Below are 20,011 nucleotides of genomic sequence, written 5' to 3'. Positions count from 1 at the left end.
TTCAACGATGCCGGAATTCGACAGAAGGAAGTTCCTGATCGCCAGCGCCGGCGCGGGCGCGGTTGGCCTGCTCGGCGGTGTGGGAGCGCTCACTCTGCCCGACCTGTTGCGGCACGGTCAACGCCAACCTCCCCTGGCGGCGGGCAGCGGAATTCTGGTCATTGTCACCCTGTACGGCGGAAACGACGGGCTCAGCACGCTAATTCCATACGCTGACAAGGCTTATCACGACGCCCGCCCCGAATTGGCTTACTCGCCCGAGGAAGTCCTGCGGCTGGACGGGCAGCTCGGACTCAATCCGGCGTTGGAAGGACTGCACTCGTTGTGGACCGACAACGAACTGGCCATCGTGCGTGGTGTCGGGTATCCCGAGCACGACCGCAGTCATTTCCGGTCGATGGACATCTGGCAGACCGCGTCGCCCAATGAGCCGGTGAAGACCGGGTGGATCGGCCGCTGGCTCGACGCGACGGGCGATGACCCGTTGCGTGCGGTGAACATCGGAGCCGTTCTCGCACCGCTGGGAATCGGCGAGAAACATGTTGCCGCAGCGTTGTCGGATTGGGTACCGCAGCTCCCCGGCGATCTGGCCACCACCTTGGCGGCGATGAGCGCCGACGATCCCCGCGACACCACGGCAATGGCCGCTGTCTGCGAGGCGTACCGGGCGAACAGTCAGACGGCTCCGCAATTCGCACGGGTGGTCAACGGCACGACACCCAGTGCCAAGACGACGGGCAGTGGCAACGCGCAGACGCTGGCCGCCGACCTCGAACTGGTGGCCACGTGCATCAAGGCCGGCGTGCCGTCCCGGGTCTACCTGGTGTCGCTCGGCGATTTCGACACCCATGCCGATGAGCGCGGGGCGCATCAGTCGCTGCTGAAGGCTCTCGACGACGGGCTGACGGCCTTCATGCAGCACATGCGCACAAGCAGTTTCGGCAGGAACGTGGTCGTGATGGCGTATTCGGAGTTCGGCCGCAGGGTGGCGGCCAACGCGTCGGCGGGCACCGACCACGGCACCTCGGGTCCTGTTTTGCTAGCAGGAGCCCACGTCAAGGGCGGGCTGTACGGCGACGAGCCGAGCCTCACCGACCTCGACGACGGCGACCTGAAGACCACGACCGACTTTCGTGACATCTACCACGAGCTGCTGGGCAAGACCCTGCACACGGACCCTGAAGGGGTGCTCGGCGCTGGACGCAGAGAGCTCGGCTTCTTGTAGAGGGACGGCGAGCAGACGCAAAAGCACCCAATTCCTCGTCGAAATGGGTGACCTTGCGTCTTCTCGCGAAGAGAAGTAGCCCCGATGGGATTCGAACCCACGCTACCGCCGTGAGAGGGCGGCGTCCTAGGCCGCTAGACGACGGGGCCAGAACCGGATTGCCAGCATAGCGCACGCATTCATGCCGACCTAATCCGTTACTGCAGCTGGGGTACCAGGACTCGAACCTAGAATGGCTGAACCAGAATCAGCTGTGTTGCCAATTACACCATACCCCATTGGCCACCTATAACCGCAGGTCATAGGCTGTTTTTGACCCGATCAAACGACGGAGGGCCGCCACCGCCTTTTGTATCGGGCCGACGAGCAGATTACCAAAGATTCAACGCGGGCTTCTCACGCCTCTGCTGCGGCCGCGGCGGCGGCCGCGTACTCTCGCCCAGCGCGCAGCCGGGTCAAGCTGCGGTCGCGGCCCAGAAGCTCGAGCGACTCGAACAACGGCGGGCTGATCGATGCACCTGTGACCGCCACCCGGATGGGCCCGAACGCCTTGCGCGGCTTCAGCGCCAGGTTCTCCAACAACGCCACCTTCAGCGCTATTTCGATCTTGGCCGTGGTCCAGTCCCCGACCTCTTCGAGCGCGCCGATCGCCGCATCCAGCACGGGGGCCGCGTCGCCGCGCAGTTCCTTGCCGGCCGCCTTCTCGTCGAGCGCGAATTCGCCGTCGTTGAGGAACTTGAGCAGATCCCAGGCGTCGCCCAGCACCACGATGCGGGTCTGCACGAGCTTGGCCGCCTCGGCGAACTGCGCGGCGTCGAGGCCCGTGTGATGGCCGTTTGCGGTGAAGTAGGCGCGCAGTCGCTCGGTGAAATCGTCCTCCCCCAACAGCCGGATGTGTTCGGCGTTGAGCGCGTCGGCCTTCTTCTGGTCGAACCGCGCGGGGTTGGAGTTGACGTCGACGACGTCGAACGCGGCAACCATCTCGTCGAGGTAGAACACGTCGCGATCTTCGGCGATGCCCCAGCCGAGCAGCGCCAAGTAGTTGAGCAGTCCCTCGGGAATGAAGCCGCGCTCGCGGTGCAGAAACAGATTCGACTGCGGATCACGCTTGGACAGCTTCTTGTTGCCCTCCCCGAGAACGCTTGGCAAATGCCCGAATTGGGGAACCCATTCGGCGACACCGATGCGGATCAACGCTTGATAGAGCGCGATCTGGCGTGGCGTTGACGGCAGTATGTCCTCCCCGCGCAGGACATGCGTGATCTTCATCAATGCGTCATCGACCGGGTTGACCAAGGGGTACAACGGATCTCCGCTGGCACGCGTCAACACGTAGTCCGGCACAGTTCCTGCCGCGAAGGTGGTCTCTCCACGGACGAGGTCGTGCCACGTGATGTCGGTGTCCGGCATGCGTAGCCGCACGACCGGCTTGCGGCCCTCGGCGACGTACGCCACCCGTTGCTCGTCGCTGAGGTCTCGGTCGAAATTGTCGTAACCGAGCTTGGGGTTGCGGCCCGCGGCCACGTGTCTGGCTTCGACCTCGTCGGGCGTCGAGAACGCCTCGTACGCCTCGCCCGCGTCCAGCAACCGTTGCACGATGTCGCGGTAGATATCGCGGCGTTCGGACTGCCGGTAGGGCGCGTACGGACCCCCGATGTCCGGACCCTCGTCGTAATTCAGCCCGAGCCAACTCAGCGCGTCCAGCAGCGCCAGATAGCTTTCGTTGCTGTCACGTTGGGCGTCGGTGTCCTCCAACCGGAACACAAAGGTGCCGCCGGTGTGACGGGCGTAAGCCCAATTGAACAGCGCGGTGCGGATCAGCCCGACGTGCGGCGTCCCCGTCGGCGACGGACAGAATCGGACCCTTACGTTGCCCTCGCTCATCGCGGGTGTGACTGTCCCCATCATTTTCCTTTGCGCACAACAGGATTGCTCAACGTGCCAATGCCCTCGACGGTGACGCTGACAGTGTCGCCGTCCTCGATGGGGCCGACACCCTCGGGGGTCCCGGTGAGGATGAGGTCGCCGGGCAGCAGCGTCATCACCGCCGAGATCCATTCGACGATCGCGCCGACATCATGGATCAGCAGCGATGTCCGGCTGTCCTGCTTGACGTCACCGTTGACCTCGGTGCGCAGGCTGAGGTCGGCAGGGTCCACGTCGGTCACGATCCACGGGCCGACGGGACAGAACGTGTCGTAACCCTTGGCACGCGTCCACTGGCCGTCCTTCTTCTGCTGATCGCGCGCGGTCACGTCGTTGCCGATCGTGTACCCGAGGATGTTCTCGGCGGCCTGCGCGGCGGGAACGTCCTTGCAGGGGCGTCCGATCACCACGGCCAGTTCGCCTTCGAAGTGCACCGGGTGCGCAGCGGCGGGCATCTGAATCGGCACGTTCGGACCGATGATCGCCGTGTTGGGTTTCAGGAAGATAACTGGGTCGGGAAAATCACCGCCACCCATCTCGGCGACGTGCGCGGCGTAGTTCTTGCCGATGCAGACCACCTTGCTCGCGAGAATCGGAGCCAGCAGTCGCACGTCGGCGAGCGGCCATTGACGTCCGGTGAAGTTGGGCGTGCCGAAGGGATGCTCGGCGATTTCCCTGGCGATCGCTTCTGCCGGGTCATCGGTGGGTCCCTCAATGCTGACAAAGGCCACTCCGTCTGGACTGGCGATTCGACCAAGGCGCATGGTCTCAGCGTAGTGGCCGTGTCGGCGCCGCCTCCGCCGTGGCGGGTGTCTCACTATATGAAATACAAATTCAACATCTTGAGACGTTGTGCGACGATGTCCGGGTGCCCACCGCGACGATCAGCTCAGTGCGCCGCTGGTCGATGTTGGTCATCGCGCTCAGCGCGACTCTGTGCGCCAATGTCTTCATCAACGGCGCGGCGTTCCTCATTCCGACGCTGCACACCGAACGCGGCCTTGATCTGGCGAAGGCCGGCTTGCTCTCCTCGATGCCCAGCCTCGGCATGGTGCTCACGCTGATCGCGTGGGGTTACATCGTCGACCGAGTGGGTGAACGGATCGTGCTGGCGCTGGGTTCGGCGCTGACGGCGGCCGCGGCGTTCGCGGCGGCGTCGGTGCAGTCGCTCATCGCCGTCGGCGCCTTCCTGCTGCTCGGCGGAATGGCGGCCGCAAGCAGCAATTCGGCCAGCGGTCGCCTCGTCGTCGGCTGGTTCCCGCCGCAGCAACGCGGGCTGGTGATGGGCATCCGGCAGACGGCCCAACCGCTGGGAGTCGGGCTGGGCGCCTTGGTGATTCCACGGCTGGCGGAAAGCCATGGCGTGTCGGCGGCACTGCTGTTTCCGGCCGTGGTCTGTGCGGTGTCCGCCGTGGTGTGCGCGGTCGCGGTGCTCGACCCGCCGCGCCCGCCGCGGCACGAGGCCGACGAAGCCGACCTCGCCAACCCCTATCGCGGCTCATCGGTGCTGTGGCGCATCCACGCGGTGTCGTGCCTGCTGGTGGCGCCGCAGGTGGTGGTGTGGACGTTCACCCTGGTTTGGCTGATGAGCGATCGCGGATGGTCGGCCGCGTCGGCGGGCGCGATGGTGACGGCAGCCCAATTTCTTGGCGCAGGCGGACGAATCGCGGCGGGCCGCTGGTCGGATCTGGTGGGTTCCCGACTGCGTCCCATCCGCACCATCGCGCTGGGTGCGGCGGCGGCGATGGGGCTGTTGGCGCTGACCGACTGGCTCGACTCCCCCGTCAGCGTGGCGGTGATGGTGATCGCCTCGGTAATCACCGTGTCCGACAACGGCTTAGCGTTCACCGCTATCGCCGAGATCGCCGGGCCGTTCTGGAGCGGGCGCGCGCTCGGCACCCAGAACACCAGCCAACTGCTGACCGCCGGCGTCGCGCCGCCGCTGTTCGGCGCGCTGATCGGGACCGTTGGCTACCCCGTCGCGTTCGCCGTGTGCGCGTTGTTTCCGCTCATCGCGATGCCCCTGGTTCCTGTCGATAACGACCGTTGAGGAAGGTCACAGCGTTACGCTCCCGACGTGAGCGCGTCTTACCTGGACATCATCGACAAGTACTTCACGTGTGAGTTCACCACCTTCTCGCGCGACGGGGCCCCGGTGACGTGGCCGGTGTCCCCGCGGTTGCTCGAGGATGGCCGGTTGATCGCCGCCACCAGCATCGGCCTGCCCCAGAAGGCATTCAACATCCGCCGCAATCCGAAGGTGAGCCTGCTGTTTTCGGATCCCACCGGAAGTGGCGTCAGCCAACCAGGCGCGGTGCTGATCCAGGGCGACGCCACCGCGGAGGATCGCATCGTGACCGACATGGCGTCGAATCCCGACCTCGCGGCGGCGCTGCAAACGGTCATGGCGCGCCAACCCGCAGGCGCACTGTGGAGCACGTGGCTGGGCAAGCGACTGTGGTGGTCGTATTACATGCGCATCCTGATCTATGTGACACCGCGCCGCGCGTTGTTCTGGCCCGACCGGGACTTCTCTGCTTCACCCGAGGAACTCGACCTGAGCGAGGTGCGCCGTGTGGGATGAAGCTGCGAAGTGGCTCAACAAGTTCAACGATGTGGTGGTGACCGGCGTCGACGTGGACGGGTATCCGGTCAGCATCCGCGTCGACTCCCGCGACTACGACGCCACCACGGGCACGCTGGCCGTGACGTTTCCCGCAGCGCTGCACCCCGTCGAGGGCCAGGCAAACTTGTTGGCCCACAGCCACGATGAAAAGTTGTGGAAGCTCAACATGATCCAGATCAAGGGGCGCCTCGAAAGTCGGGGCGAGGGCTGGGTGTTCCAGAGCATCAAGTTCGACGCTCCGACGAGACTGGCGTTCGTCCAATTCCTGAGGACCAACAGCGCTTCGGCGCAGAAGTACCTCGACAAGCGCGGCATGCAGCGGCCTCCAGTCGATTGGGCCGCCGTCAAAGAACTTCAGCGTCGCGCCAAAGCTCGCTGAACATCGCCTGAGAGTTCACTGGGCATCTTTTTCGTCGACTCTGCACGCAAAGTGCGGTCTGTCCGCAGATTCGCGCCGTGGACGCAAAGCCAACGCCGCGGCGGGCATACGGGATAACAATTAGGCGTTCTAGTCTAGTAACTAAAGTTGTTGTGCCGCTTGGTTATTTGACGCCTATGTAAGGAGACGATAGGTATGGGCATGCCCGTTCCGGCATTTCTCGCCATTGGAGTAGCCACCGCTGGACTCAGCGTCGCGCTCGCCGGTCCCGCGGCGGCCGCGCCGTCAACGGCTGGCAACGCCAGCCACACCTCGAACCAACACGTTGTACGAACCTCCGCGAAAGCAACGCCGAACGGCGGCTACAGCAAGGGTTCGTCGACGGCGAGCACATCCAGGTCTTCCGGTTCGACGGCGAAATCCGGGTCAAGCGCCCGGTCCACCACCGACTCAGTTTCGGTGACCACTTCGACGGCACACAACTCGGCGACATCCTCGTCGCGGACTGGTACCGCATCGACTACCCAGGGCTCGACACCCACCTCGAAGGCGTTTGTGTCGGCGTCCGATGACGCCGCCGCGAGTGGGGCCGTCAAGCACCATTGGGGCACACATCACGGGCACGGACTGTTCTAGACCGCTGGCGGTTGCTCTCTCGCCCGCCGCGGAAGAATCAGCAGAGCCGCCACCAGAAAGCACAAGGCCCCGACGAATGTGCCCGCGTTCGCGAGCCGAGCATCTTCGGTGACGCCCGATTTCGTCACGAACGCGCCGACCGCGGATATGCCGAACGCGACGCATCCGATCATGTTGATCCACTCCGCCTGCCAATCACGGTTCCTCAACTCGAGGAACCCCACAACGGCGGTGACCGCGACGATGCCGAGCGCCCCGCTCACCAGAAACGCCAACGAGCCGAGGAAGTCCGGCGCCCACACCAGGCGCCGCTCCGGCTTGACCGCGTGCGCCCACAACGCGGCACCGGTACTGAGGTTGAACAGGATCGTGCCTGCGAATTGTGCAGCTGCCGAGAGCCAGCCGATGCGTAGCGCAGGACCGGACAACACCAGCTGCATCCAGCCCGCGGTGGTGAAGAACCAGGAGCCGATGAAACACAACAGGTTGGCCACGCCGGCACCTGTGACAGCGGACAACCCCGGCAGCGTCGCGATCGCGAACAACGTGGATCCGATCGCGAACAACCAGCACTGCCGAGACAGTGTCGCCACGTCGGGCGCCCTACAGGCTGGCCGCGATCCGCTCGCCGACCTGCGCCGTGGTCAGCTTCTCGTCGCCGCGGGTGGCCAGGTGCTGTTCGACGGCCTTGTCGACACGGGCCGCGGCGTCATGTTCGCCGACGTGTGCCAACAACAACGCCACGGACATGATCGCCGCGGTCGGGTCGGCGATGCCCTGGCCCGCGATGTCCGGCGCGCTGCCGTGCACGGGTTCAAACATCGACGGATTCTTCCGCGTCGCATCGATGTTGCCGCTCGCGGCGAGCCCGATCCCACCGCACACAGCTGCGGCAAGATCGGTGATGACATCGCCGAACAGATTGTCGGTGACGATCACGTCGAACCGGCCGGGGTCGGTCACCATGTGGATCGTCGCCGCATCCACATGCTCATACGCGATCTCCACATTGGGGTATTGCCCAGCAATCTCCTGCACCGTGCGCCACCATAAGGCGCCTGCATACGCCAGCACGTTGTTCTTGTGCACCAACGTCAGATGTTTGCGGCGCTGTTGCGCCCGGCGGAACGCGTCGTGCACTACCCGCTGAACACCGAACGCGGTGTTGACGCTGACTTCGGTGGCGACTTCGTTGGGCGTGCCTACCCGGATGGCTCCGCCATTGCCGGTGTAGGGACCCTCGGTGCCTTCGCGGACAACCACGAAGTCGATGTCGGGATCACCGGCCAGCGGGCTCTTGACGCCGGGATACAGCCGCGACGGCCGCAAGTTGACGTGGTGGTCGAGCGTGAACCGAATGCGCAGCAGCAGGCCCCGTTCCAGCACACCGCTTGGCACCGACGGGTCACCGATGGAGCCGAGCAGGATCGCGTCGTGGTCCCGCAACTCGTCGATCACCGAGTCGGGCAGCACCTCGCCGGTTGCGTGGTAGCGCCGCGCACCGAGGTCGTATTCCGTCTTGTCGACACCGGGCACGACGGCGTCGAGCACCTTGAGCGCCTCACCGATGACCTCGGGACCGATGCCGTCGCCGGCAATGACCGCCAGTCTCATTACAGGTCCACCACTTCCAGCAGTTTGGCGCCGACAGCGTCGGCGATCGCGGACCGCAGATCGGGGGGCACATCGCGGTCGATGCGCAACAGCACCGTCGCGCCCGGCCCTTCGGCGTCCTCGCTGAGCTGAGCCGCGTGAATGTTGATGGCGGCCCCGCCGAGCAGCGTGCCGATCTTGCCGAGTGTGCCCGGTTGATCGACGTAATTGACGATCAGGTACACACCTTCGGCCCGCAGATCGAAATTTCGGCCGTTGATCTGGACGATCTTCTCGACCTGCTGCGGCCCCGACAACGTCCCTGCGACGTTGGTGGTCGTGCCGTCGGCGTATACCGCCCGCACATCGACCACGCTGCGGTGGTTGGGACTCTCAGTGGCTGTGCTGATTTCGGCCTGCACACCCCGTTCAGCGGCCAGCGCCGGTGCGTTGACGAAGGTCACCGGGTCTTCGATGACAGCCGAGAACAGCCCGCGCAGCGCCGAAAGACGCAGCACCTCAACCTGTTCCGAGGCCAACTCGCCGCGCACCTGAACTGCGAGTGAAACGGGCAGCTCGCTGGACAACACGCCGACAAGCACCCCGAGCTTGCGAACCAGATCGAGCCACGGCGCGACCTCTTCGCCGACTACGCCACCACCGACATTGACTGCGTCGGGCACGAACTCGCCGGCGAGAGCCAGGCGCACACTTTCGGCCACGTCGGTGCCTGCGCGGTCCTGCGCCTCGCTGGTCGACGCGCCGAGGTGCGGCGTGACGACGACCTGCGGCAGTTCGAACAGCGGACTGTCGGTGGTCGGCTCGGTCGCGAACACGTCGATGCCTGCGGCCCTGACATGCCCCGACCTGACCGCGTCGGCCAGCGCCTCCTCGTCGACCAATCCCCCGCGCGCGGCGTTGACGATGATCACGCCCGGCTTGGTCTTGGCCAGCGCCTCCTTGCCGATCAGTCCGGCGGTCTCCTGCGTCTTCGGCAGGTGCACCGAGATGAAGTCGGCGCGCGACAGCAGCTCGTCGAGGTTCAGCAACTCGATGCCCAGTTGCGCGGCGCGTGCGGCCGACACATACGGGTCGTACGCGACGACGTGGGTGCCGAAAGCCGCGAGCCGCTGCGCCACCAACTGTCCGATGCGGCCGAGGCCCACCACGCCGACGGTCTTGCCGTAGATCTCGGTCCCTGAGAACTTCGACCGCTTCCAGGTGCGCTCACGCAGCGACGCGTCGGCCGCGGGTATTTCCCGCGCGGCCGCCAGCATCAGCGCCAACGCGTGTTCCGCGGCGCTGTGGATGTTGGACGTCGGCGCGTTGACCACCAGCACACCGCGGGCCGTGGCGGCGTCGACGTCGACGTTGTCCAGGCCGACACCGGCGCGCGCCACGATCTTGAGCTTGGGTGCGGCGGCCAGTACCTCGGCGTCGACGGTAGTCGCCGAGCGCACCAGCAGTGCGTCGGCGTCCGGCACCGCGGCCAGCAGCTTGGGTCGGTCCGGTCCGTCGACCCAGCGGACCTCCACCTGGTCACCGAGCGCAGCGACCGTCGATTCAGCCAGTTTGTCGGCAATCAGCACAACAGGAAGACTCACGTTCACACAGCGTAGTGGGCTCTAATACTGAGGTGGACGTCACCGTCGTCGGCAGTGGACCCAACGGGCTGGCGGCCGCCGTCATCTGTGCGAGGGCCGGGCTGTCAGTGCAGGTGTTCGAGGCTCAACCCACTTTCGGCGGCGGGGCACGCACGCTGGCCGACCCCGAGTTTGCCGGGGTGGCGCACGACATCTGCTCGGCTGTGCATCCGCTGGCGCTGGCCTCACCTTTTCTCGCCGAGTTCGACCTGCCTGCCCGGGGCGTCACCCTCAAGGTTCCGAGGGTGGCGTATGCGAACCCGCTACCGGGCCGACCCGCCGCCGTCGGCTATCACGACCTGGACCGCACGTGCGCGGAGTTGACCAATGGCGCGTCGTGGCGCCGCCTGCTCGGCCCGCTCGTCGAACGCGACGACGCGGTGCTGAAGGTGCTACTCGGCGACAAGAGGTCGATCCCGACCGACCCGATAGCCGCCGTCCAAGTGGGCATGCGACTGCTCGAGCAGGGCACGCCTGCCTGGCGCGCACTGTCGGGAGCCGATGCCCGGGCGTTGTTCACCGGCGTTGCGGCACATACCATTTCACAGATGCCGTCGTTGGTCTCGGCCGGCGCCGGGCTGATGCTGGCCACCTTGGCGCATACAGTCGGCTGGCCGATACCCGTCGGCGGCAGCCAGGCCATCTCTGATGCGCTGATAGCGGATCTGAAGGCGCACGGCGGAACCTTGACGGCCGGGCAGGAAATCGCCGAACCTCCCTCGGGCGTCGCCCTTTTCGACACCGCGCCAACGGCGCTGCTGTCGATCTACGGCGATCGGGTTCCCGCCCGTTACGCGAAGGCACTGCGGCGCTACCGGTTCGGCCCGGGGGTGGCAAAGGTGGATTTCGTGTTGTCCGGCGAAATCCCTTGGGCGGACCCGCGACTGGCTGACGCTCCGACGTTGCACATGGGCGGCACCCGCGAACAGATGGCGCACGCCGAGCGGGAATCCGCCGCCGGGCGCCATCCGGAATGGCCGATGGTGCTCGCGGCGTTGCCGCATCTTGTCGATCCCACCCGCATCGACGCACAGGGCCGACGCCCGCTGTGGACCTATGCGCACGTGCCCTCTGGTTCTACTATCGATCAAAGCGAGACCGTCACAACGCTTTTCGAGCGATTCGCGCCCGGTTTCCGCGACGTCGTGGTGGCGGTCCGCTCGATACCCGCATCGCGGTTGGCCGACCACAACGCCAACCTCGTCGGCGGCGACATCGGCGTCGGCGGCAATACGTTGGTCCACGCGCTGGCAGGGCCGACGCCGCGACTCAACCCATGGAGCACGCCGATCCCGAAGGTGTACCTGTGCTCTTCGGCCACACCACCTGGCGGTGGCGTACACGGGATGGCCGGGTACTACGCGGCACGCACCGTGCTGCGCCGCGAGTTCGGCATCAAAAACCTGCCCAGGCTTTCGCCGTGACACTGAAACTGCCGATACCGCTACCCCAGCGTCACTAGGCTGCTGTCGTGACGAAACTCGCGGTGATCTACTACTCCGCCACCGGACACGGCACCACGATGGCCCGGCGCGTCGCCATGGCCGCCGAGACGGCAGGTGCCGAGGTCCGCATCCGTCCGGTCGCCGAAACGCGTGACCCGGCGTCATTCGCCCACAATCCCGCGTGGACGGCGAACTACGAAGCCACCAGGGATCTGCCACACGCGACGGGCGACGACATCGTATGGGCCGATGCCGTGATATTCGGGTCGCCGACGCGATTCGGTTCGGTCGCTTCGCAATTGCGGGATTTCCTCGACTCGCTCGGCGGCCTGTGGTCGCAGGGCGACCTCGCCGACAAGGTGTACGCCGCGTTCACGTCGAGCAACACTGCGCACGGCGGGCAGGAGACCACGCTGCTCACGCTGTACGTCACCTTGATGCACTTCGGCGGCATCATCGTGCCACCCGGATACACCGACGCATTGAAATTCGTCGACGGCAACCCCTACGGCGTCGGCCTCATCGCGGGCCACGACAACATCAGCGAAATCGACGAGGCCACCACCAATGCACTCGATCACCTGGCCAAACGGGTCGTCGCGGTCGCCGATCGCCTGGCCCGCTGACCACACCGGCACCCGTCCGTCAGTCGAAGCCGCGCCCCGGGTCGACGTATCGATGCATAATCGATGCAATGATCCGGTAGAAATTGGGTATGCAAGCCATAGCCCGATTGGTTTGCCCGCAGGCGGGTAGTTCAACCGCGGGGTGTCGAAGGAGGCTCGTTGGGCGGGAATGAAGGTTCCGCGCAGGGTGAAGTGCTGGACTTTGCGCCGACAGCACCGCGGCAAGAAATCCACCTCGGAACGCACACCACCGATTGGCGCAATCAACTGCGCGTCGACGTGCTCGCCGCAGTCGGCGACTTCGTCGACGACCGGTGCGCCACCGAACTAGGCCAGGCGGGCATCGACGTCGCCGCGGACGTGCTGCAGGACTTCGTGCGAGGGGGTAAGTGCCTGCGCTCGACGTTCGCTTACCTGGGCTGGCTGTGCGGTGCCGCCGAAGACGACGCGGCGCTGCGCGCGGCGGCCAGCTTCGAGTTGTTGCACGCCTTCGCGTTGTTGCAGGACGACGTGATGGACTGCTCCACCCTGCGACGCGGACGCCCGACAGCACACGTCTTGTTCGCACACTGGCACCGCGCGCGGCAATTGGCTGGGTCCTCGGCGCGGTTCGGCGAATCAGCGGCCGTGCTGCTCGGCGATCTGTGCCTGGTCTGGGCGGAGCAGATGCTCCGCGAAAGCGGCCTCGGCCAGGACGCGCTCTCACGGGTGTGGCCGCATTACGACGCGATGCGCACCGAGCTCGCGGTCGGCCAGTTCGCCGACCTCATCAACCACAGCAGTGCGTTTCCGACACTCTCGCACGTTCTCGACGTCTCGCGACGCAAGTCGGGTAACTACACCGTGCGTCGGCCACTGGAAATCGGCGCCGCACTGTCGGGCTGCAGTTCGTGGGTAGTGACGGTGCTCGGACACTACGGCGATGCGGTCGGCGAGGCGTTTCAGCTGCGCGACGACGTGTTGGGCATCTTCGGCGTTTCGACGGTCACCGGCAAGCCCGCAGGCGGGGATCTCGCGGAGCAGAAAGCCACCAGCGTCGTGGTCGCGGCTCATCACCTCGCCGACGCGGGTACCCGCCGCCAACTGTGCGAGCTGATGAGCGCAGAAGCACTCGACGACAACGATGTTCGGCGGTGGCGCTCGTTGATCGCGGCGTCCGGAGCGTTGGATTGGGTTGAGCAGCAGATCGATTCGCGGATCGATCGGGCGCTGCAGTGGATCGACACCCGGCAGATCGATATGGCGGTTCGGGCAGCACTTGCCGATATGGCCGCCGCATGCGCCGAGCGGGCAGCCTGATGCGCACGGTCGGGGGCAGGACCAATCGGGTGGTGGTGGTCGGTGCGGGGCTGTCCGGGCTGTCCGCCGCACTGCATCTCGCCGGGCGCGGTCGCGCGGTCACCATCGTCGAACGACACCCCTATCCTGGCGGCAGAGTCGGCCGCCTCGACATCGACGGCTACCGCCTCGACACCGGACCCACGGTGTTGACGATGCCGGACATCATCGACGACGTGTTCGCCGCCGTCGGCGAGACCACCTCAGACCGGCTCGATCTCATCCCCGTCGAGCCCGCCTACCGCGCGACGTTCGCCGACGGCAGCGCGTTGGACGTCCATGCCGACCGCGACGCCATGGCCGCGGAGATCGAACGCTTCGCAGGGCGCCAACAAGCCGAGGGCTATCTGCGATTGCGGGCATGGCTGGCGCGGCTGTACCGCACCGAGTTCGACGGATTCATCGCGGCGAATTTCGACTCGCCGCTGTCGCTGCTCACTCCGCAGTTGGCTCGGCTCGCCGCGATCGGCGGGTTCAGGCGCTGGGACCGAATGGTGCGACGGTTCATCACCGACGAGCGACTGCTGCGCGTGTTCACGTTCCAAGCGCTCTACGCCGGTGTCCCGCCGCAGCGAGCGTTGGCCGTGTACGCCGTGATCGCATACATGGACACCGTCTCTGGGGTGTACTTCCCGCGCGGCGGCGTGCGAGCGCTCCCCGATGCGCTGGCCGCCGCGGCTACCGACGCTGGCGTCGATATCCGCTACGGCGCAACGGTTTCCGCACTGGAACACAGCCAGGGCCGGGTCACCACGGTGTGCACCGACGCGGGCGATCGAATAGCCGTCGACGCGGTCGTGCTGACAACCGAACTGCCCCAGACATATCGGCTGCTGGGCCGGACGCCGCGCCGCCTGCTGCCGCTGCGGCCGGCGCCCTCTGCAGTTGTCGCGCACGTCGGCTGTCGAGCCACCGGCGCCGACATCGGACACCACACCATCGTTTTCGGCGACGCATGGCGACAGACCTTCCGCGACATCATCGACGAGGGACGTTTGATGGGCGACCCCTCGTTGCTGGTGACCAGGCCCACCGCGGGCGACCCCGGACTGGCTCCCGCGGGCCGCGATCTGCTCTACATTCTGGCGCCGGCACCCAATACGGCTGTCGGCAAGGTGGATTGGGATACCGCAGGCGAGGCGTATGCGGAGCAGATCCTACAGATAGCCGCCCGCAGGCTGCCGCAACTTGGTGTCGATGCCGAGCTGTTGCATGTCGTCGACCCTGACGGCTGGGCGCAGCAAGGCATGGCGGCCGGTACCCCGTTCGCGCTGGCGCACACCTTCGGCCAGACCGGGCCGTTCCGGCCGGCCAACACCATCCGCGGCATCGACAACGTGGTGCTCGCGGGTTCTTCGACGGTGCCCGGTGTCGGGGTGCCGACAGCTCTCATCTCCGGGCGGCTGGCTGCCGACCGAATCACCGGCGTCGTCAGTCGACACCGGCCAGCACAGGTGGTACAGACATGATCAGTTCCGAACTCGACGCCGCGGGAGTCCGTGATCCAGAGCTGCGCGACGCCTACCGGCGCTGCCGCACCCTGAATGCCGAGCACGGCAGGACGTTCTTCCTGGCGACCAGATTGCTTGCTCCGCATCAACGGCCCGCGGTGCACGCCCTGTACGGATTCGCCAGGCGGGCCGACGACATCCTCGACGATTTCGACCCGTCTGTGCCGGTCGCCGAGCGAGCGGATCGGCTGCAGCAGCTGACCACGCAGCTGTTCAATCGGTTGGTCCAGGACGACACCACCGACGGTGACCCCGCACTGGCCGCGGTGGTACACACGGCCCACAAGTACGACATACCGTGGGGCCTGTTCGACGATTTCCTCGCCTCGATGCGGATGGATCTGACGGTGACCGACTATCCCGACCGCAATGCCCTGAACCGTTACATGTACGGCTCAGCCGAGGTGATCGGGCTGCAGATGCTTCCGGTTCTCGGGACCGTCTGCCAACGCGAGGAAGCCGCGCCGTACGCCGCAGCGCTCGGCAAGGCGTTCCAGCTGACCAACTTCCTCCGCGATGTCGACGAGGATTTGCAACGCGGGCGCGTCTATCTGCCCGCTGACGAGCTTGCGGCTCACCAGGTCGACCGTGACGTGTTGATGTGGTGCCACTGGAATCAAAGCACCGACAAGCGGGTGCGTCAGGCGCTCGTCGAGCAGCACGCTGAAACACGACGCGTCTACGATTTCGCGAAGAAGGGCATTTTGATGCTCAAGCCTCGCTCACGTCCGTGCATTGCCGCGGCACTGACGCTGTACTCGGAGATACTCGACCGCATCGAAGACCTCGACTTCGCCGTCTTCAGCCAGCGGGCCACCGTCGGCACAGGCAGGCGAATTCGAGTCGCCGCCAACGGGTTGGCCAAGGCATGGTCGGCCGGACTGCGCGCACCGAGGGCGTCAGGGACGTAGTGATGGACCGTTGGCAGTACCTGCTCGTGTTGGCAGCGTGTCTGGCGATAACGGCTCCGCTGGAGTTCTTCGGTCCAGGCGTCTACCGACAACCGCGGCGTCTGGCCGGGGCCGTCCTGCCCATCACGGCGATATTCGTGCTGTGGGACGCAATCGCCATCGCGGCCCACGTCTGGACGTATAACCCGCAGTACGTCACGGGCATCGAGTTGCCTGCGTCCTTGCCGATTGAGGAACTTCTCTTCTTCGTGGTGATACCTCTCTGCGGACTGCTCACGTACAACGCAGTTGACACGATCCTGCGCTGGGTTCGACAGCCCGAGCGACTCGAGGAGCACGTACCGTGACCGGCTTGGGCTACACGTTGCCGGCCCTGCTGGCGGTCGGAGCGGTGTGCGCCGCCGAATTCACCGTGTTGCGCACCGGGTTGTTCCGCCGCGCGGCGTACTGGGTCTCGATGGTGATCGTCGTCGGTTTCCAGATCCTCGTCGACGGCTGGCTGACCAAATTGTCCGCACCGATCGTCATCTACTCCGACCGCCACACCAGCGGGTTGCGATTTCCGTTCGACATCCCCGTCGAGGATTTTCTGTTTGGCTGGGCGATGGTCACCGCAGTGCTGCTGCTCTGGGAGCACCAACGCAGACGCCAGCGCCGGAAGGACGCACGATGAGTCTGACCCACAGCGATGTGCCGGGCGCGTTCGACGCCGGCGCGGCAAGCTACGACAAGCTGGTGGGAGCCAACCCCGGCTACCACGCGCACCTTCGTATCTCCGCTGAGCGGATGCGGATACCGGACGGCGGCCGCGGGTTGCGCTTGCTCGACGCCGGTTGCGGCACCGGCGCTTCCACTGCCGCTCTGCTCGCCGCGGCGCCACATGCCCAGATCGTCGCCGTCGACGGTTCGACGGGCATGCTGGCTCAAGCGAGGTCGAAGAAGTGGCCCGAATCAGTGCGTTTCGTGCACAGCCGCATCGAACAGCTCACCGACGCCGGTGTGGTCGGCCCTTTCGATGCCATCTTCGCCGCCTACCTGATCCGCAATGTCGCCGACCGGGACGCCCAGTTGCGCTCGTTCGGTTCGCTGCTGCGGCCCGGCGCCACGCTGGCAATCCATGAGTATTCGGTGCGTGATTCGCGGATCGCCGCTGCGATCTGGAACGCGGTGTGCACCGCGATCATCATCCCGAGCGGCCGGTTGCGTACCGGCGACGGTGCCCTCTACCGATATCTGCGCCGCAGCGTCAACGAATTCGACGGCGCAATTGCGTTCCGCAACCGGTTGCGAGCCAACGGATTCGTCAACGTGCGCAGTCAAACGATGCCGGGTTGGCAACGCAACATCGTGCACACGTTCCTTGCCGAAGCGCCACAATGACCGATCCCCGCGCGGTGACACACCGAACGCATCACGGACTACCCGACGCGGATTCGCTGGCCGAGACACCGCGCGTTGTGGTGGTCGGCGCGGGAATAGCCGGTCTCGCAGCCGCAACAGGACTAGCCGAACGCGGTGTCATCGTCGAGGTCATCGAGCGGGAAAGCTATCTGGGCGGGCGCGTCGGCGGATGGGCAGAACCGCTGTCCGACGGTACTTCTGGCGCGATGAACCGGGGATTTCACGCGTTCTTCCGCCAGTATTACAATCTGCGTTCCCTATTGCGGCGCGTCGACCCTGCATTGAAAATTCTGACCCCGGTCGACGACTACCCGTTGATCGACGCGTACGGCAGGCGTGACACCTTCCGCGGCCTCCCGCAGACACCGCCGTTCAACGCGCTCGCCTTCGCCCTGCGCAGTCCGACCTTCCGGCTTCGGGACATGGCTCGGCTCAACGCTCGTGCCGCTGCGCCGCTGGCCGCCGTGTCCGTGCCCGACACCTACCACCGGCTCGACCACATCGATGCCGAGTCGTTCCTACGCGCCATCAACTTCCCAGAAGCCGCGCGGCACCTGGCCTTCGAGGTGTTCTCCCGCAGCTTCTTCGCCGAACCGCGCGACCTGTCCGCTGCGGAACTCGCGACGATGTTTCACATCTATTTCCTCGGTTCCAGCGAGGGCTTGGTGTTCGATGTCGCGAACGACAACTTCGACGTCGCATTGTGGAACCCGCTCAAGGACTATTTGAGCTCCCTCGGCGTGCGGTTCCATACCGGCCAATCGGTGACCGCCGTGCACGCAGGCAGCCGATTCTCGGTCGAGTCCGACTCTGCACGAGCCCATGATGCCGACGGCGTGGTGCTGGCGACCGATACGGCGAGCTTGCAACGTATTGTCGCGAATTCGCCCAGCCTGGGCGATGACACATGGCGACGGCGCGTCGCTGCCCTGCAAACTGCCGCACCGTTCGTGGTGCACCGACTCTGGCTTGATCGCGCGGTGCGCCCCGACAGACCTGCGTTCCTCGGCACCGGCGGGCGGCCGCCGCTGGACAACGTCAGCGTCTTGGAACGCTACGAGCGGCAAGCTGCCGAATGGACACGCCGCACGGGCGGCTCGGTCATCGAATTACATTCCTACGCAACGACTTCACATGACGGCCTTCGCGAACGGCTACTCACCCGGCTGCACGAAATCTATCCGGAAACCGAACAGGCGCACATCGTGGACGAAAAGACGCTGTACCGCAACGATTGCCCCCGCTTTGCACCCGGCGACTTCGCCAACCGTCCGACCGTTACCACACCGCAGGACGGGCTGATGCTGGCAGGCGACGGCGTCCGGATCGACTTGCCGGTGGCACTGATGGAACGGGCTGCGACCACTGGATGGACCGCAGCCAACGAACTGTTGAAGCGGTTCGGCGTGATGGGCCACGACATACAGACGGTGCCGGTGCGGGGTCGGTCGGCCGCGCTGCGACGCCTGGCCGATCGGGAAAGGCGAGTGCTGCAATGAACATCGCGGACGGGATCGCGGCGCGGTGGGCGAAAACGGCGCCCTTCGACGTATTGCCCCGGATGCGGTGGTCGCAACAACGACCCACGTATCGCGACGCTGAACCCGCAATCATCACTTCTGCGCTGCGACGCTCACAACGGCGACCGAGCGGCAATTGGTACGCAGTGGCCGACAGCGACCGAATTGGCAGGCACCCCGTCAGCCTCACGGTCGCAGGCAAAGACCTCGTCGCCTGGCGCGGCGAGGACGGCACGTTACACGTGGGCCCGAGCGAATGTCCGCATCTCGGCGCGGATCTCAGCACGGGAAAGATCGACTGCGGCGCATTGATCTGCCCGTGGCACGGCCTGCGACTCGACGGCGGACGCCGATTCGGATGGCGACCCCGCCCGTCGCACGACGACGGCGTGCTGGTGTGGGTGCGACTCGATGACGTCGGCGGCGAAGAGCCCACCGACGCACCGGTGGTGCCGCCGCGGCCCGAAGGTGCCCGCATCCACGCCGTTACCCGCCTGGTCGGCACCTGCGAGCCCAGCGACATCATCGCCAACCGCATGGATCCGTGGCACGGATCGTGGTTCCACCCTTACTCATTCACACGGCTGGAGGTGCTCAGCAGCCCGCCACCGGGCGACGATGTCCCCGAGGACCTCGATCGCTTCCTGGTCGCCGTCACGTTCCGGATCGGAAGGCTGGGCGTTCCGGTCATCGCCGAATTCACCAGCCCGCAACCGCGCACCATCGTGATGCGCATCATCGACGGCGAGGGGTCGGGCAGTGTGGTGGAAACCCATGCCACACCTTTGGGTTTGGGTACCGACGGGCTGCCACGAACCGCCGTACTGGAGGCAGTGATCGCACATTCGGACCGACCCGGTTTCGCGCATGCATTGCACGCCGCGCCGCTGATCGCACCTCTGATGCGGCGTGCGGCCGGCCGGTTGTGGCGCGACGATCTCGACTACGCGGAGCGGCTTTTCCATCTACGCGCCCGCACGTGAATCGTTTTCGCGTCGTTGGGTACACCGCCATCATGAGCGAAAATTTGAAGAAGGGCGACAAGGTGCAATGGCGCAGCCACGGCAGCATCGTCACCGGAACCGTCGAAGAGAAGATCACCTCTGACACCGAGAGCGCCGGTCGCTCGGTGCGCGCATCCAAGGAGGAGCCGCAGTACCGGGTGCGTAGCGACAAGAGCGGTCGCGACGCTGTGCACAAGCCCGACGCACTACGGCGAGCCAAGTAGGGC

At 65.8% G+C, this 20,011-nt stretch carries 21 protein-coding genes and 2 tRNA genes; 15 read left to right on the top strand and 8 right to left on the bottom strand.

Annotation, left to right across the window (positions count from 1 at the left end; all coding sequences use genetic code 11):
• The first annotated feature begins 7 nt into the window (after positions 1–7).
• Positions 8–1,225: a DUF1501 domain-containing protein gene (locus tag ACGFK1_RS02415; protein WP_393425018.1), complete on the top strand. Its 1,218-nt coding sequence runs from the start codon at positions 8–10 to the stop codon at positions 1,223–1,225.
• A gap of 76 nt (positions 1,226–1,301) precedes the next feature.
• On the opposite strand, the gene ACGFK1_RS02410 is transcribed toward ACGFK1_RS02415, so the two are convergent.
• From ACGFK1_RS02410 to ACGFK1_RS02395, 4 genes are all read right to left on the bottom strand, one after another.
• Positions 1,302–1,374, bottom strand: a tRNA-Glu gene (locus ACGFK1_RS02410).
• A gap of 57 nt (positions 1,375–1,431) precedes the next feature.
• Positions 1,432–1,503, bottom strand: a tRNA-Gln gene (locus tag ACGFK1_RS02405).
• Between the two features lie 118 nt (positions 1,504–1,621).
• Entirely contained in the window at positions 1,622–3,109 is a 1,488-nt protein-coding gene (gene gltX, locus ACGFK1_RS02400; RefSeq protein WP_393426292.1) for a glutamate--tRNA ligase, read from the bottom strand.
• Positions 3,110–3,129: 20 nt separating this feature from the next.
• On the bottom strand, positions 3,130–3,915 hold the full coding sequence (locus ACGFK1_RS02395; protein ID WP_393425015.1) for a fumarylacetoacetate hydrolase family protein: 786 nt from the start codon (positions 3,913–3,915) through the stop codon (positions 3,130–3,132).
• Positions 3,916–4,058: 143 nt separating this feature from the next.
• On the opposite strand from ACGFK1_RS02395, the gene ACGFK1_RS02390 reads away from it, so the two are divergent.
• The 3 genes from ACGFK1_RS02390 to ACGFK1_RS02380 are packed head-to-tail and all read left to right on the top strand — an operon-like array spanning position 4,059 to position 6,156.
• Positions 4,059–5,201, top strand: a complete 1,143-nt coding sequence (locus tag ACGFK1_RS02390; protein WP_393426289.1) for an MFS transporter — start codon at positions 4,059–4,061, stop codon at positions 5,199–5,201.
• 27 nt (positions 5,202–5,228) lie between these two features.
• Positions 5,229–5,735: a pyridoxamine 5'-phosphate oxidase family protein gene (locus tag ACGFK1_RS02385; RefSeq protein WP_393425012.1), complete on the top strand. Its 507-nt coding sequence runs from the start codon at positions 5,229–5,231 to the stop codon at positions 5,733–5,735.
• Positions 5,725–6,156 carry a hypothetical protein gene (locus tag ACGFK1_RS02380; RefSeq protein WP_393425009.1) on the top strand — a complete coding sequence of 144 codons (432 nt, stop codon included), beginning with the start codon at positions 5,725–5,727 and terminating at the stop codon, positions 6,154–6,156. The genes ACGFK1_RS02385 and ACGFK1_RS02380 overlap by 11 nt, the downstream gene beginning before the upstream one ends.
• A 362-nt stretch (positions 6,157–6,518) precedes the next feature.
• On the opposite strand, the gene ACGFK1_RS02375 is transcribed toward ACGFK1_RS02380, so the two are convergent.
• Genes ACGFK1_RS02375 through serA form a run of 4 tightly spaced genes read right to left on the bottom strand, consistent with a single transcriptional unit; the run spans position 6,519 to position 9,989 of the window.
• Entirely contained in the window at positions 6,519–6,752 is a 234-nt protein-coding gene (locus ACGFK1_RS02375) for a hypothetical protein (RefSeq protein WP_393425006.1), read from the bottom strand.
• 36 nt (positions 6,753–6,788) lie between these two features.
• Positions 6,789–7,385, bottom strand: a complete 597-nt coding sequence (locus ACGFK1_RS02370; protein WP_393425003.1) for a hypothetical protein — start codon at positions 7,383–7,385, stop codon at positions 6,789–6,791.
• Positions 7,386–7,395: 10 nt separating this feature from the next.
• On the bottom strand, positions 7,396–8,406 hold the full coding sequence (locus ACGFK1_RS02365; RefSeq protein ID WP_393425000.1) for a 3-isopropylmalate dehydrogenase: 1,011 nt from the start codon (positions 8,404–8,406) through the stop codon (positions 7,396–7,398).
• A complete protein-coding gene (gene serA / locus ACGFK1_RS02360) occupies positions 8,406–9,989 on the bottom strand; it encodes a phosphoglycerate dehydrogenase (RefSeq protein WP_393424997.1) in 1,584 nt (527 codons plus the stop codon). Before serA ends, ACGFK1_RS02365 begins: the two co-directional genes overlap by 1 nt.
• A gap of 32 nt (positions 9,990–10,021) precedes the next feature.
• Between serA and ACGFK1_RS02355 the strand changes: the two genes are divergently transcribed.
• The 11 genes from ACGFK1_RS02355 (at position 10,022) to ACGFK1_RS02305 (ending at position 20,008) form a co-directional block, all read left to right on the top strand.
• Complete coding sequence (locus ACGFK1_RS02355) at positions 10,022–11,452, top strand: phytoene desaturase family protein (protein WP_393424994.1); 1,431 nt, start codon at positions 10,022–10,024, stop codon at positions 11,450–11,452.
• A 47-nt stretch (positions 11,453–11,499) separates the two neighbouring features.
• Positions 11,500–12,099, top strand: coding sequence for an NAD(P)H:quinone oxidoreductase (gene wrbA / locus ACGFK1_RS02350; protein ID WP_393424991.1), 600 nt, complete (start codon positions 11,500–11,502; stop codon positions 12,097–12,099).
• A gap of 195 nt (positions 12,100–12,294) precedes the next feature.
• Positions 12,295–13,398, top strand: a complete 1,104-nt coding sequence (locus tag ACGFK1_RS02345) for a polyprenyl synthetase family protein (protein ID WP_393426286.1) — start codon at positions 12,295–12,297, stop codon at positions 13,396–13,398.
• Positions 13,398–14,906, top strand: coding sequence for a phytoene desaturase family protein (crtI, locus tag ACGFK1_RS02340; protein ID WP_393426283.1), 1,509 nt, complete (start codon positions 13,398–13,400; stop codon positions 14,904–14,906). Before ACGFK1_RS02345 ends, crtI begins: the two co-directional genes overlap by 1 nt.
• The gene (locus tag ACGFK1_RS02335) at positions 14,903–15,859 is read left to right on the top strand and encodes a phytoene/squalene synthase family protein (protein ID WP_393424988.1); all 957 of its coding nucleotides are present in this window, start codon (positions 14,903–14,905) and stop codon (positions 15,857–15,859) included. Before crtI ends, ACGFK1_RS02335 begins: the two co-directional genes overlap by 4 nt.
• Positions 15,860–15,861: 2 nt before the next feature.
• Entirely contained in the window at positions 15,862–16,206 is a 345-nt protein-coding gene (locus ACGFK1_RS02330; RefSeq protein ID WP_393424985.1) for a lycopene cyclase domain-containing protein, read from the top strand.
• Positions 16,203–16,532, top strand: a complete 330-nt coding sequence (locus ACGFK1_RS02325; RefSeq protein ID WP_393424982.1) for a lycopene cyclase domain-containing protein — start codon at positions 16,203–16,205, stop codon at positions 16,530–16,532. The genes ACGFK1_RS02330 and ACGFK1_RS02325 overlap by 4 nt, the downstream gene beginning before the upstream one ends.
• On the top strand, positions 16,529–17,239 hold the full coding sequence (locus ACGFK1_RS02320) for a class I SAM-dependent methyltransferase (RefSeq protein WP_393424979.1): 711 nt from the start codon (positions 16,529–16,531) through the stop codon (positions 17,237–17,239). Before ACGFK1_RS02325 ends, ACGFK1_RS02320 begins: the two co-directional genes overlap by 4 nt.
• Positions 17,236–18,759: an FAD-dependent oxidoreductase gene (locus ACGFK1_RS02315; protein ID WP_393424976.1), complete on the top strand. Its 1,524-nt coding sequence runs from the start codon at positions 17,236–17,238 to the stop codon at positions 18,757–18,759. The genes ACGFK1_RS02320 and ACGFK1_RS02315 overlap by 4 nt, the downstream gene beginning before the upstream one ends.
• Entirely contained in the window at positions 18,756–19,763 is a 1,008-nt protein-coding gene (locus tag ACGFK1_RS02310) for a DUF5914 domain-containing protein (RefSeq protein ID WP_393424973.1), read from the top strand. Before ACGFK1_RS02315 ends, ACGFK1_RS02310 begins: the two co-directional genes overlap by 4 nt.
• Positions 19,764–19,795: 32 nt before the next feature.
• Complete coding sequence (locus tag ACGFK1_RS02305) at positions 19,796–20,008, top strand: DUF2945 domain-containing protein (protein ID WP_393424970.1); 213 nt, start codon at positions 19,796–19,798, stop codon at positions 20,006–20,008.
• Positions 20,009–20,011: the final 3 nt, after the last annotated feature.

Source organism: Mycobacterium sp. NPDC048908, from assembly GCF_043197955.1.
In the GTDB taxonomy this organism is placed as follows: Bacteria; Actinomycetota; Actinomycetes; order Mycobacteriales; family Mycobacteriaceae; genus Mycobacterium.
Note: the sequence above shows the minus strand (reverse complement) of the source record. Positions and strands in the feature narration are given on the sequence as shown.